The sequence below is a fragment of the Nonomuraea sp. NPDC050536 genome, assembly GCF_044457685.1.
Lineage (GTDB): Bacteria > Actinomycetota > Actinomycetes > Streptosporangiales > Streptosporangiaceae > Nonomuraea.
On the sequence record NZ_JBITHD010000002.1, the window covers coordinates 285,974 to 298,882 of the forward strand.

Annotated in this window: 13 protein-coding genes; 5 read left to right on the top strand and 8 right to left on the bottom strand. The window is 69.2% G+C overall.

Annotation, left to right across the window (positions count from 1 at the left end; translation table 11 throughout):
- The first annotated feature begins 17 nt into the window (after positions 1–17).
- From ACIBHX_RS08325 to ACIBHX_RS08340, 4 genes are all read left to right on the top strand, one after another.
- Positions 18–1,415 carry a hypothetical protein gene (locus tag ACIBHX_RS08325; protein WP_397065491.1) on the top strand — a complete coding sequence of 466 codons (1,398 nt, stop codon included), beginning with the start codon at positions 18–20 and terminating at the stop codon, positions 1,413–1,415.
- A gap of 126 nt (positions 1,416–1,541) precedes the next feature.
- Positions 1,542–3,164, top strand: a complete 1,623-nt coding sequence (locus tag ACIBHX_RS08330) for an LCP family protein (protein WP_397065493.1) — start codon at positions 1,542–1,544, stop codon at positions 3,162–3,164.
- 166 nt (positions 3,165–3,330) lie between these two features.
- Positions 3,331–4,512, top strand: a complete 1,182-nt coding sequence (locus ACIBHX_RS08335) for an acyltransferase family protein (RefSeq protein WP_397065494.1) — start codon at positions 3,331–3,333, stop codon at positions 4,510–4,512.
- Between the two features lie 100 nt (positions 4,513–4,612).
- Entirely contained in the window at positions 4,613–5,551 is a 939-nt protein-coding gene (locus ACIBHX_RS08340; RefSeq protein WP_397065496.1) for a glycosyltransferase, read from the top strand.
- On the opposite strand, the gene ACIBHX_RS08345 is transcribed toward ACIBHX_RS08340, so the two are convergent.
- Together ACIBHX_RS08345 and ACIBHX_RS08350 are read right to left on the bottom strand one after the other, a co-directional pair.
- Positions 5,548–6,432 carry a hypothetical protein gene (locus ACIBHX_RS08345; RefSeq protein ID WP_397065498.1) on the bottom strand — a complete coding sequence of 295 codons (885 nt, stop codon included), beginning with the start codon at positions 6,430–6,432 and terminating at the stop codon, positions 5,548–5,550. The genes ACIBHX_RS08340 and ACIBHX_RS08345 overlap by 4 nt on opposite strands.
- Positions 6,429–6,887 (bottom strand): RNA polymerase sigma factor, encoded by a 459-nt coding sequence (locus tag ACIBHX_RS08350; protein ID WP_397066056.1) that lies wholly within the window; start codon positions 6,885–6,887, stop codon positions 6,429–6,431. The genes ACIBHX_RS08345 and ACIBHX_RS08350 overlap by 4 nt, the downstream gene beginning before the upstream one ends.
- Before the next feature lie 89 nt (positions 6,888–6,976).
- Here ACIBHX_RS08350 and ACIBHX_RS08355 point away from each other — a divergent pair, with 89 nt between their 5' ends.
- A complete protein-coding gene (locus ACIBHX_RS08355) occupies positions 6,977–7,684 on the top strand; it encodes an acetoacetate decarboxylase family protein (RefSeq protein WP_397065500.1) in 708 nt (235 codons plus the stop codon).
- On the opposite strand, the gene ACIBHX_RS08360 is transcribed toward ACIBHX_RS08355, so the two are convergent.
- The 6 genes from ACIBHX_RS08360 to ACIBHX_RS08385 form a co-directional block, all read right to left on the bottom strand.
- On the bottom strand, positions 7,681–8,466 hold the full coding sequence (locus tag ACIBHX_RS08360) for an ABC transporter ATP-binding protein (RefSeq protein ID WP_397066058.1): 786 nt from the start codon (positions 8,464–8,466) through the stop codon (positions 7,681–7,683). The two genes, ACIBHX_RS08355 and ACIBHX_RS08360, sit on opposite strands and share 4 nt — an antisense overlap.
- A 55-nt stretch (positions 8,467–8,521) precedes the next feature.
- Positions 8,522–9,406 carry a glycosyltransferase family 2 protein gene (locus ACIBHX_RS08365; protein WP_397066060.1) on the bottom strand — a complete coding sequence of 295 codons (885 nt, stop codon included), beginning with the start codon at positions 9,404–9,406 and terminating at the stop codon, positions 8,522–8,524.
- A gap of 175 nt (positions 9,407–9,581) precedes the next feature.
- On the bottom strand, positions 9,582–10,349 hold the full coding sequence (locus ACIBHX_RS08370) for a CDP-alcohol phosphatidyltransferase family protein (RefSeq protein WP_397065502.1): 768 nt from the start codon (positions 10,347–10,349) through the stop codon (positions 9,582–9,584).
- Complete coding sequence (locus ACIBHX_RS08375; RefSeq protein ID WP_397066061.1) at positions 10,327–11,367, bottom strand: iron-containing alcohol dehydrogenase family protein; 1,041 nt, start codon at positions 11,365–11,367, stop codon at positions 10,327–10,329. The genes ACIBHX_RS08370 and ACIBHX_RS08375 overlap by 23 nt, the downstream gene beginning before the upstream one ends.
- A gap of 28 nt (positions 11,368–11,395) precedes the next feature.
- On the bottom strand, positions 11,396–12,127 hold the full coding sequence (locus ACIBHX_RS08380; RefSeq protein ID WP_397065504.1) for a sugar phosphate nucleotidyltransferase: 732 nt from the start codon (positions 12,125–12,127) through the stop codon (positions 11,396–11,398).
- 155 nt (positions 12,128–12,282) lie between these two features.
- On the bottom strand, positions 12,283–12,906 hold the full coding sequence (locus ACIBHX_RS08385; RefSeq protein ID WP_397065505.1) for a DUF5941 domain-containing protein: 624 nt from the start codon (positions 12,904–12,906) through the stop codon (positions 12,283–12,285).
- Positions 12,907–12,909 lie beyond the last annotated feature (3 nt).

The following is a 12,909-nucleotide window of genomic DNA, read 5'->3' on the forward strand; positions in this document are numbered from 1 at the left end:
GGGTAGCGTTACGCGACGTGCGGGCGAAATGGTTTCTCGCCGTCCTGACCGCGGGGGCGGTGCTGCGGGTGATCACGATGCTGGGCTACCGCCCCGCGCTGTGGTTCCCCGACTCCTACACCTACATCGTCACGGTCTTCCGCCCGCGCCCCGACCTGGTCCGCCCGGCGGGCTACTCGATGTTCATCAAGCTGCTCGAGCCCTTCCACGGCTTCGGGGTGGTCACGGGCGTGCAGCACGCGATGGGGCTGGCCGTCGGCGTGCTGGTCTACGTCGCGGTCAGGCGGGCGGGGGCTCCCGAGTGGGCGGCCGTGCTCGCGACCGTTCCCGTGCTGCTGGACGCCTACCAGATCGAGCTGGAGCACCTGCTGGTCTCCGACACGCTGTTCATGTTCCTCATCGCCGCCGCCGTGGTGCTCGCGCTGGGCAGGGCGCCCGGCTGGCGCACGGCCGTGGCCATCGGGCTGCTGCTCGCGGCCGCCTCGCTGACCAGGACGATCGGCCAGCCGCTCATCGCGGTCTTCGTGGTCTGGTTCCTGCTGCGCGGCCGGTTCAGGATCACCGGGGTGCTGCTCGTGGCCGCGGTGGCGCCGATCGTGGCCTACGGCGGCTGGTTCTACGCCACCTATCACCGGGTCGGCGTCGTCGGCGCGAACGGCGTCTTCCTCTACGCCCGCACGATGTCCTTCGCCGACTGCGCCAAGATGGATCCCCCGCCGGACGTGCGCGTCCTGTGCGATCCGCGGCCGCCGTCACAGCGCCCGGCCTCGCAGGAGTACATCTGGGGCGCCGACTCGCCGCTGGTGCGCATCCCCGGCGACACCTTCATCAAGCCGACCGACGACCTGGCGGGACGCTTCGCCACCCTGGCCATCAGGAAGCAGCCGCTGGACTACGCCGGGTCCGTGCTGACCGAGCTGGGCCGCGGCTTCACCTGGGGCCGCCCGGTCTACCCCGACCAGGAGATCTACGGCTACTACCAGTTCCCCGCCACGACCCCGCCCCCGCCCGGCCGCCACGCCGCCCAGCTCGGCGTCACCATGGCCACCCGCTACGAGCAGGGCCCCATCGGCACCCAGGTCGTCGAGCCGTACGCGGGCTGGATGCGCGCCTACCAGGACGTGGCCCGCCTGCCCGGCACCGCGCTGCTGGCCCTCCTGCTCGTCCCGCCGGCCATGTCACTCTGGCGCAGGTACGGCAGGCGGACGCGCGACGGGTGGGCGCCGGAGTGGCTCGTGCCGTGGACCGTGGGTGTTGCCCTGCTGGTCGTGCCGCCCGCCGTGGCCGAGTTCGACTACCGGTACGTCCTGCCGGCCGTGCCTCTGGCCTGCCTCGCGGCGGCGCTGGCGATTCGCCCGACCTGCGCCGATACTAAAGACTTTGGCACGGATATTCCACGAATTGTCCACCTCTGAGTATGCTCATTTGCTGTTACATCACGCCCGGGTCACGCTCGATTACCTCGATCATGGCCTCGGGTACGCCGTACGTGACCTAGTCTCGTGGCGCAGAACGACCTAGCCGGCGTGCGAGGGGGGCGTATGAGCGACTACCGGGGCGTATCGATCGATGATCGCCGTTCGGCGCCCACACAGCCCGGGTATCGCATGTCCCGCAGGGCGGGATCGGCCCCACCGCCCCCGCCGGAGGACGTTCCCCCGCGCGGTCGCCGCGGCGGCGGCTCGGGCGGCGGCAAGATGCGCATGCTGGCCTGGATCAGCATCGCGATGACCACGATCATGGTCGCCGGCTCGCTGACCGCCTACGTGGTCTACCGCGACGCGTTCGGCAACATCAACAAGAAGGGCTTCAAGGAGGACATCGTCGGCCCGCGCCCGGCCGAGACGGGCGCGCTCAACGTGCTGCTCGTCGGCTCCGACACCCGCGCGGGCAAGGGCAACGCCAAGTACGGCCAGAAGATGGCCCGCGAGGCCGACGCCGGCGGCAAGCGCACCGACACGATCATCCTGCTGCACATCTCGCCCAACCGCGACAAGGCCCGCCTGATCAGCTTCCCGCGCGACTCGATGGTGCAGATCCCCTCGTGCAAGAACGAGAGCACCAAGCAGGTCATGCCGCCCAGGCGCGACATGATCAACTCGGCGTACAGCTCGGGCGGCGTGGCGTGCACGATCGCCACGCTGGAGTCGCTGACCGGAATCCGCATCGACCACTTCGCCGAGGTCGATTTCAGCGGCTTCAAGAGCATCGTCGACTCGCTCGGCGGCATCGAGATCTGCCTGAAGTCCGGTGTCAACGACAGGAACTCGCACCTGGTGCTCCCGGCGGGCAAGAGCCTGCTCGACGGCGAGAAGGCCCTCGGCTTCGTACGCCTGCGCCACTACGGCGACGGCAGCGACATCCAGCGCATCAAGCGCCAGCAGCTCTTCCTCAGCAAGGTCGTGGCCAAGGCGATGAGCGGCGACCTGCTCACCAACCCGGCCAAGCTCACGGACTTCATCACGGCGGCGGCCAAGTCGGTGACCATGGACCCCGACCTGGCCAACGACACCGAGCAGCTGCTCGAGATCGCCCAGAGCGTCAAGAAGATGACCACCGGCGGCGTGGCCTTCACCACGGTCCCGTGGGGGCCCGACCCCGAGGACAAGAACCGGGTCGTGTGGACCCAGGACGCCAACGTCCTGTTCAACGCCATCAAGTCCGACGTGGACGTGACGCTGCCGACCGCCAAGCCCACCACCGGGACCACCACCACGCCCAAGGCCACCATCAAGCCCGAGCAGGTGCAGGTCCAGGTGCTCAACGGCACCACCACCCTGGGCAAGGCCAAGGAGGTGGCCGACCAGCTGAGCAAGGAAGGCTTCAAGGTCGTCGGCGTGGGCAACTACCAGACCCCCGACGGCAAGAGCCAGCCCACCACCCAGCTGCGCTACGCCAAGAAGGACGCCACCGGCGCCGACTACGCCGGCGTCCTGTCCGCCGCGATGGACCCCAAGCCCGCGCCCACCGCGGGGAAGGTCAAGGCGGTCAACCCGCAGAACTACGTCCCCACGACCCCGCAGACGACGACCCCGGACAAGGGCACGCCGACGATCCAGGTGATCGTGGGGTCGGACTTCAAGGGCGTGAAGGTGACCAAGCTTCCTGACAGCGTGAATAACAACACCATCGCCGCCAACCAGGCCAAGAGCGCCTGCGCCTGATCCTCCAAGTTCCCTGTGTAATCGGGGTTCCTGGAGTTCCTGGAGAGACAGGAGAGGCATCGCCGGGATAGGGTTATTGGGGTCTGTGACGCCTCGCGCCGGGCGTCGTCAAGGCGGCAGTCAGGACGGCTGTCGCGTTCCCGAGCAAAGCTGAGCGATCTTCCACGTGACCGACACCAAGTCTCCCCCACCGGTCCAGAGGAGCCCGTCCGACGCCGACCAGGGGCCGGCCAACACCGGTGCCAAGTGGCCGCTGCCGGAAGAGGCGTTCTGGAGCGAGGCCAACGACCCACACGGCGTGCTCGAAGCGGAGCAGGAGCCTGAGCCCCAACCGGAGCCGCAGCCGGCCAAGAAGCGCGATCCCTACCTGGACAACGTCAAGTTCATCCTGATCGCGTGCGTGATCGTCGGCCACTCGCTGGTGCCGACGCTGGACGCCGACTCCTCCCGGGCGCTCTACCTGTTCATCTACACCTTCCACATGCCGCTGTTCGTGCTCATCAGCGGCTACCTGTCCAGAAACTTCTGGAACTCCAACGCCAAGACGAACAAGCTGGTCGACACGTTCGTCGTGCCGTACGTCATCGTCGAGGTGGGCTACGCCGCGGTCCGCTCCGGGCTCGGCCAGAAGTGGTCGCTCACGATCATCGACCCGGCCTGGATCAACTGGTACCTGCTGGCGCTGCTGTTCTGGCGGCTGTCCACGCCGGTGTGGAAGCGGATGAAGTACCCGATCCCGGTGGCGATCGCGATCTACCTGTTCGCCGGGTTCTCGCAGATCACCGGCGACTTCAGCATGGACCGCTTCTTCGGCCTCATGCCGTTCTTCGTGATCGGGCTGGCCATGCAGCCGCACCACTTCGAGCTGCTCAACCGGCGTTGGCTCAAGATCCTTTCCGCTGTCACGCTGGTCTGCGCGGCGGCCGTGGCCATCTACATCGCGCCGCACGCGCCGCTCGACCCGTTCTACTTCAAGGCCAGCTACCAGGACCTCGGTCTGTCGTGGTGGATGGGCCTGGCGGTCCGCGGCGGGCTGCTGGTCTGCGCGCTGGCCATGTGCCTGGCGATCATGGCGCTGGTGCCGCGGCGCGAGACCTGGTTCTCCGACCTGGGCACCCGCACGCTCTACTGCTACCTGCTGCACGGCATCCCGGTGCTCATCGCCAAGCAGATGGGCTGGCTCGACCTGCCATGGCTGTACGGGCCGCTGGGCGTGGCGGCGATCGCCACGAGCGCCTTCGCGCTGGCGATCGTGCTGTGCCTGCCGGAAACCCGCACGATCTTCAAGTGGGTGTTGGAGCCCCGGCTGACCTGGCTATATCGGCGCCCTTCGGAAGTTAAGCGGTAGTTCCACCCGCATTCACGCCCTTGACCGGGTCGTTGCCGAGCATCGACACATGCGGGTATGCGTCGCCACAACTGTCCACCACCCCGAGGACGCCCGGATCATGCATCGGCAGATCCGGGCGCTGCTCGACGCGGGCCACAAGGTGACCTACGTCGCGCCATATACCTATTTCAACGTCACGCCCGCGGTGCCGGTCACCGCGATCGACGTGCCCCACCGCGCCGGCCTCGCCCGCGCCCGGTCGGCGCTGCGGCGTGGCGTCAAGGACGCGGACCTGCTCATGGTCCACGACCACGAGCTGCTGCACGCCCTGCCGTACCGCCGCCCGCCCGTCGTCTGGGACGTGCGTGAGCCGGTCTCGGAACGGCGGCTCGCCCGCGCGGGGCGACGGCACAACGTCATCGCCACCGACGCCGTCGCGGGCTCCGCAACGGTTGAGGTCGTGCCCGAGGCCACTCTGGTGTCGTCACAGCCACCCCCGCCCGGCGACACCAGGGTGGTCCATCTCGGGCGGCTGACCACCGAGCGTGGCGTGTCGGAGCTGATCGGGCTGGCCGAGCGGCTCATCCCGCACGGCATCAGGATGGACCTGATCGGCGCGGCCGACCGCGACGTGCGCCCGCTGCTGCGCGACGCCCAGCGCGTCGGCCTGCTCGACTGGTTCGGCTACGTACCCAACCGGCACGCCCTGCGCATGGCCGAGGGCGCGCTCGCCGGCCTGTCACTGGCGAGCCCGTCCGTGCAGGGCATGCCGACCAAGGTCCTGGACTACATGGGCCGCGGCCTTCCTGTGATCACCACGCCGCAGTCCGCCGCGCTGGTGGAGCGGGTGGGCTGCGGCATCGCGGTCCCGCTGGACGTGGAGGCCGTACGGCACGCCGTACTGGACCTGAAGGAGGATCCGGTACGGCGGGCCGAGCTGGGCGCCAGGGGGCACGCTGAGGCGCGGCTACGCCACCACTGGCCCGACCACGCGGCGGCGTTCGTATCCCTGATGCAGCGCTGCGCCGGGGTTCCCGAGCACGCGCTGGCCGTCTAGGAGTGGTCGAGGTCGAAGGCCGCATCGGCCAACCGGACCGTCTTGACCCGCGGGTCCTCGATGATCTTCCGGAGCTTCGCGATCGAGGTGAGGTTGTCCACGTAGGCGTAGGCCAGGCCGTCCGAGGCCGCCTTGCGCAGCCTGTCCAGGCTCAGGCCGAAGCTGCTGAGGTTGGCCTGGTCGGAGTCCTGGAGGACATTGACCCAGGCGCGGAAGTTGCGTAGCCGCCACTCGCAACCGTCGCCCACGGGACCGCGATCCCAGGTGGTGTCCCCCCAGGTGATCGGCATGTCGCTGGGACGGTGCTCGTAGACCACGCTCGTCGGGCAGTAGCCGTTGAAGGCCCGCATTTCCTGGTCGTTGAGCGGCTTGACGAACTCCACCACCGCCAGCGCGCGCAGATCCGACGGCAGCCTGGCGAGCACTTTTCGCACCTCGTCCTTGGGGCGCATGTCCGTGCCGAGGTCCGACAGCGCGGTGGACAGCGGGGTCTTGGCTTCGTTGCCCAAGGGCAGGTGGTCCACGCGCCCGAAGAAGTCCTGGCTGATCGGGTAATAGGCGCCCCCGTAGGAGCTGTAACCCGCGATGAGCGGCTTGGCGTCGACAGTGAACGACATCGACCACGGACTGGTCTCGCAGCAGGTCGCCCAATCGATGACGTAGCCGGGGTTGTAGAGCTTGAAGGCGGTGCCCAGCACATCGACCATCCGCTCTTCCCGGTCGCCGCGCATCTGGACCAGGCGTGATCCCTCGGTGGCGGCCAGCGCCAGCACCAGCAGGATCGCCAGCACGATCGTCACGGTCCTGTACAGGCCCCGCCGTACCGCCTTGCGGGTGCGGCCCGGGTCGAAGTCGGGCAGGTCCGGCAGTTCCTCGCTCATGCTTTCTCCCCGTAGAGGTCGGCGAACGCGGTCCTGGCGCGCCACACCGCGGTCTTGATCGTCGCGTGCTTGGCCCCCGTCATCGCGGCCACCTCCACCAGCGAGAAGCCCTCCAGGTAGACCAGCGTGAGGAGCTTGCGGTGCCGCTCGGGCAGGCGGTCGAGCAGGTCGCGGACCACCAGCGCGTCCTCGTGGAGCGCGGGCACGCCGAGCTCGTCCGGGTGCGGCAGCTCCAGCTCGCGGCGGGAGCGCCTGACGTGGTCGATGAGGACGTTGCGGGCGATGGTGAGCAGCCAGGCGGCCGGATTCTCGCCGCGCCAGCCCAGTAACGCCCTGGTGGCCTTGACGAAGGTCTCCTGGGCGAGGTCCTCGGCCAGATGGGGGTCGCGGGTCCTGCGCACGAGGAACCCGCACACGAGCGGCCAGTGCTCGCGGTAGAGCTCCTCGATGATGATGGCCTCCGCGTCGTCGTGGTTGTCACATCAGACCAGACGGGGCCGGGGCGGGAATGGTCACACGGCCTGCCGGTTGATGTACTTGACGCATGGCACCGCATACGATCCAGGGCCGCACGGTCAGCATGCCCGTACGCGTGAGGGACGCCACGGTCTGCAGCGCCATGTATGCCGTGCGCGCTGACGCCGCCCGGGCCGTCATCGCCTACTCAGGGCTCGACGTGGCCGAGGTCTTGCCCGGCAAGGCCATCTGCCAGCTCGTCTTCGTCGACTACCGCGACGGGGACCTCGACACCTACCACGAGTTCGGGGTGGTGTTCATGATCCGGCCACCGGGTGTGAGCGGCACGGTGGGGTTGAGCGACCTGCGGCAGGCGGGCGCGTTCGTCCACTGGCTGCCGGTCGACCAGGCCTTCACCCGGGAGGCGGGGCGGACGCTCTGGGGGTTTCCGAAGGAGCTGGCGGACATCGAGCTGCGGCTCGGCTCGCCGTACAAGCGCTGCATCCTGCGCAAGGACGGCAGGCTCGTGCTGGACATGCTGGTCAAACCGGGCGTCCCCGTGCCCGGCGGGCCCGCGTCGCTGAGCGCCTACACCCACCTGGACGGCGTGACGCGGCGCATCCCGGCCTGGATGCGGGCGCGCGGCGTGCGGGTCAGGCCGGGTGGGGCGCTGATCCGCCTGGGCAACCACCCGATCGCCAAGGAGCTCAGCGAGCTGGGGCTGCCCAAGACGGCGCTGCTCAGCGCGACCGTCTCGCATGTCGCCATGTCGTTCGAGGAAGCGGAGATCGCCTAGGCGCGGGCCGTCCAGCGGCCGTCGGTCCTGGCGATCTGGACCGGGTGGTCGAAGCACTTGCTGACCAGGTCCGTCGTCAGGACGTCCGCGACCTGTCCCGAGGCCATGCACTCGCCCTCGCGCAGCAACAGCGCATGCGTGGTGGTGACCGGCAGCTCCTCCAGGTGATGGGTCACCAGTACGGTGGCCATCTCCGGATGCTCGCGGCGCAGCGTGTCGAGGCTGCTGAGCAGCTGCTCCCTGGCAGCCAGGTCGAGCCCGGTGGCGGGCTCGTCGAGCAGCAGCAGCCGCGGGCTCGGCATCAGAGCCCGCGCGATCAGCGCCCGGCCGCGCTCGCCCTGTGACAGCGTGGGCCAGCGGGAGTCGCGCCTGCCGGACATGCCCATCAGCTCGATCAGCCGGTCGGCCTGCGCCTCCTGCTCCGGGGTCGGTGACCAGCGGGGCACCAGCTCGATCGTGTTCGTGACGCCGGTCAGCACCAGCTCGCGGACCCGCAGGCCGGACTCCAGCTCGTGGCGCGGGTTCACGTGGCCCAGGTACGAGCGCAGCTCCCTGACGTCCACGCGGCCCAGCCGGTGGCCGAGAACCTCGACGAGGCCGCGGGTGGGGTGCTTGACGGCGCCCAGCAGGGCCAGCAGCGTGCTCTTGCCCGCGCCGTTGGGGCCGAGCAGCGCCCAGTGCTCGCCCCTCCGCACGGTCAGCGAGATCGCCCGCAGCAGCAAGTTGCCGTCGCGCACGACATCGACGTCCTCCGCCCGCAGCACGGGCCCGGCCTCGGAGATGTTCACGCGCGCAGGTACTCCATCGTCGCTCCAGGGGGACGCCGTACAGGAAGCGTCACACGATCGGCGGGCGCCCCAGCTTCACCATGCGCCAGGCCGTCCGCCAGGCCATCGGACGGCGCTCGCCCGCGGACGTGCGCAGCCCCTCGAAGAAGCCCTGGAACCAGGCCTTCAACGCCACGCCAGACCCACGCTCGCGGATGAGGGTGAGCACCACCCAGTCGATCAGGTAGAGGCCCGCCAACGGCCACGGCAGGTTACGGCGGGCCAGCCAGACCCGGTTGCGGGCGTTGAGCCGGTAGAACTCGGCGTGGCGGGTGGGCGGCACCTGCGGGTGGTACATGACGGTGTCGGCGTCGTACTCGATGCGGTAGCCCTCACCGAGCAGCCGCCAGGCCAGGTCGGTCTCCTCATGCGCGTAGAAGAACCGCTCGGGCAGCCCGCCGACCTGCAGGAACGCCGAACGCCTGATGGCCGAGGCGCCACCCAGGAACGTCGTCACGGGAGAGGAGCGTTCGGGGTCGCCGGCCCGCAGCCGCGGCACGTGGCGCCGCTGGCCGATGCCGCCCTCGGGGTCCATCACCCGGAAGGAGATGACCGCCAGGTCGGGCTCGGTGGCGAAGCGGTCGCGGACGTGAGCCACGACCTTCTGGTTGGCGTACCAGCCGTCGTCGTCAAGGAACAGCACGACATCGCCGGAGCACTCCTCGACGCCGCGGTTGCGGCCAGCCGGGATGCCGGCGTTGCGTTCCAAGCGGACCGTCTTCACGGTCGCGGCCGAGCCCTCGGGTGGCGTCGCCATCACCTCGGGCACGTCGGCACCGTTGCCTACGATCACCACCTCGACGTCGCCGTCGACCTGGTTGAGCGCTGACTCGACCGCCCGGTTCAGCTCCGCGACCCGGTTGCCCATGGTGAGGATGACGCACGAGATCTTCAACGCGTCATCGCCTCGACGCGTTGAGAGCACGGGCGGAGCATTCTTTCATGATCACCGAGTCTATTTCCTGATATTGGTGGAGCTAAGCGTATCGGAACCGTTAGTGAACCCCTACCGAACGGCGGACGTCCGATCAATACGACGGACGGGGAGCCCAGCCGGTTCCGACATGAGATCACGCAAGCCGCCTCGACGCCAGGATGCTTACCAAATGCAGAACCACCTGGAGTGCGGCGGCGACGGCGCAGGCCACGACCAGCACCCGCGTCGCGGGAACCCCACCCATGACGGTATCGATCACGGCGGCCACAAGGGCGAGGATCGACAATTCCACCGGCTGGACGATCCGGTGGAACTTGGTCGCCGCCAGGATCCGCCTGGCCAGCCCCAGCAGCCCGGAGCGGAACTGGGCCACCGACGCGTCGGTGGCGGTCGTCAGCCCGCCCTTGGCCCGCGCGACGTCGACCAGGTCGGTCTCGGCCTTGATGAGGATCGCGCCGAGCGCCCCGGCCAGGCCGAGCACCGTGTACCAGTCGGGCAGCACCGCCGAGGCGCGGAACCCGAGCGCGACCAGCACGGCCGCCTCGGTGAAGTAGGCACCGACGCGGTCCAGGTAGACCCCGGCCAGCGAGGTCTTGCCCGTCCAGCGGGCCAGCTCGCCGTCGGAGCAGTCGAGCAGCAGGTACACCTGGATCAGCAGGGCGGACACGACGGCGGCCCACAGCCCGGGCAGGGCCAGCACGGCCCCGCCCACGATGCCGACGATCGTCATCAGCCAGGTGAGCTGGTTGGGCGTGACGGGCGTCTTGGCCAGCGCCCAGGTGACGTAAATGGACAGGTTGCGCATGTAGAGCACGCCGGCCCAGTGCTCGCCGTTCTTGCGCTCGAGGTGTCCGGCGGGCTGGGCGACCCGCCGGAACTCAGCTACCGAAGGCCCGGACATAGTCCTCCACCCGATCCCGAGTCTCGGACTCTGACAGACGCAGATGCTCGAGAATCGTGTAACGGCCCGGCCGGGTGGCGGGCGCAAGCATGACGGCCTGAGTGAACTGCTCGGTGTTCAGGCCGATGTCGAGGGGGCCGACCGGCAGCTTGTGCCGGCGCAGGCAGTCGGTCACCTGCGTCAGCCTCGCACTGTCCTCCCGCAGGAAGTAGCAGAACGCGGCACCGATGCCGGCCAGCTCGCCGTGGTTGGACGTGCCGGGGAAGAGCTGATCCACGGCATGAAGGATCTCATGATCTCCACCACTGGAGGGCCGGGACGAGCCGGCGATCACCATCGACATGCCGGAAAGGATCAAAGCCTCGGCCAGGACGGTCAGGAAGGCGTCAGATTCGATCGAGTCGGACCTGCCGATCAGCGCCTCAGCGGGCGTGCGGGCCATCGAACAGGCCAGCCCGTCGATCGGCTCGCCGCGCTCGACGTTGGCCAGCTGCCAGTCGTCGATGGCCGACAGGTTGCTCAGCACGTCGCCGATGCCCGAGCGGACCAGCGACTCCGGCGCGGCGTGCACGAAGTCCAGGTCGACCAGGATCGCCAGCGGCATCGGCACGCCGAAGGAGCCCTTGCCGCCCTCGTAGACCAGCGAGGCCGTCGGCGAGCAGATGCCGTCGTGCGAAAGGTTCGTGGCGACCGCGACCATCGGGATTCCGGCCAGCGAGGCCGCGTACTTCGTGGCGTCGATCGTCCGGCCGCCGCCGACGCCCACCACCACCTCGTAGGCGCCCTTGCGCAGGTCGGCGCCGAGCGACACGGCAGCGTCGACCGAGCCGTCGCTCACCCTGAACACCTCGGCCTCGCCCAGCGTGGGCGCGATCAGGCCCTCGATGTGGTCGCCCTGGCCGGGTCCCACGGCCACCGCGACCCTGCCGGAGGTGGCCACCCTGCTGTCTGCCAGCAGCGCGCCTAGCTCCGCCACAGCTCCGCGCCGGACCTCCATGGTCAACGGCGCGGGCAACATCCTCGCCAGAAGCGGCATCTGCGCCCCCTCAGTAGCGAACCGCGATGGTACGAGCCTTCGCCAGGTCTTCGTGGTTGTCCACCTCGACCCAGTCGACCTCGCCGATCGGGGCGACGTGGATCCTCTCGCCGCGGTCGACCATTTCCTGGTAGCCGTCCTCGTAGTAGAGCTGCGGGTCGCGCTCGAAGGTCGCCTTGAGCGCGTCGGCCAGCCGCTCGGCGGCGCCGGGCCTGATCAGGGTGGCGCCGATGTACTCGCCGTAGGCCTGGGCCGGGTCCATCAGCTTGGTGATCTTCGACAGCGAGCTGCCGTTGAGCGTGACCTTCATCTCCTCGTCGGCCAGCTTCTTCACGTCGTCGACGGCCAGCAGGATGTCGCTGGTCTCCGGGGCCGACAGCAGCGTCTTCTCCACCGAGACGGGGTGCACGGTGTCGCCGTTGACCAGCAGCGCGCCCTGCGCGAAGTAGTCGCGCGCGCACCACAGGGAGTAGGCGTTGTTCCACTCCTCGGCCTTGTCGTTGTGCACGAGGGTCAGCTTGACGCCGTAGCGGTCCTCGAAGGCCGACTTGCGCTCGTGTACGGCCTGCGCCGCGTAGCCGACGACGATCACGACCTCACGCAGCCCGACCTCGGCGAGGTTGCGCAGGGAGATGTCCATGATCGTGGTCTCGCCGTCGACCGGCACGAGCGCCTTCGGCAGCGTGTCGGTGTACGGCCGCAGGCGTCGTCCGGCTCCAGCGGCCAGCACCATTCCCAGCAACGTGCACTCCTAAGTCGGGGCGTGACTCTTCTCAGGCCCCAAAGGTTAGTTGCCTGGAGGCCCTGATCGGGTAATCAACCTGTGTTTGATGGTCGCGACCGCTCGGCACTCGTTGGCATCGTTCCTCGCTCTCTCCTGCCGAGCTCCTTCGCTCGTCACTCCTGCGTTTCCAAATCGGTCGTTCCCATCCCAGACCGTGGCGCGGCCAGCCAGCAGGTGATGCTCTCCCAGCCGAACAGCCCCCACAGGTACAGCGCGAGCAGCACGAAGCCGCCGGTCACGAAGCCGGCGACGGCCGCCAGGGCGACCGCGATCATCCGCCCGTCCCAGCCGAGCCCGAACGTGGCCAGCCACGGCGGCGGGTAGACCCGCTGGCGCAGCCGGTAGACCAGGTCGTAGTGGTGGAAGGCCATCGCGCCGAGCAGGGCGAAGATCAGCCACGGCGGCACGTCGTGGGCGAAGCCGCAGGCCGCGATGAAGCAGTACTCGATGAGCCGCAGGATCGGCGGCACCAGCCAGTCGACCCGCCCGTCGTGCGGGTGGGAGCTGCCCGGCCCGGCCAGCAGCAGCGTCACGGCGGGGGCGAAGACCGCCAGCCCGTCGGAGCCCGCCACGCCGACGATCAGCAGCACGCCGGTGACGAACGCGCCGGCGATGACAGGGGGCAGCGGCGGCAGCTGACCCGCCACGAGCATGCCCATGCCGCGCGAGAGCGGCCCGTCGTCGCGGTAGGCCACCACGGTGCTGCGTGGTACCGGCGTCATGTGCACGGAGATCATGGT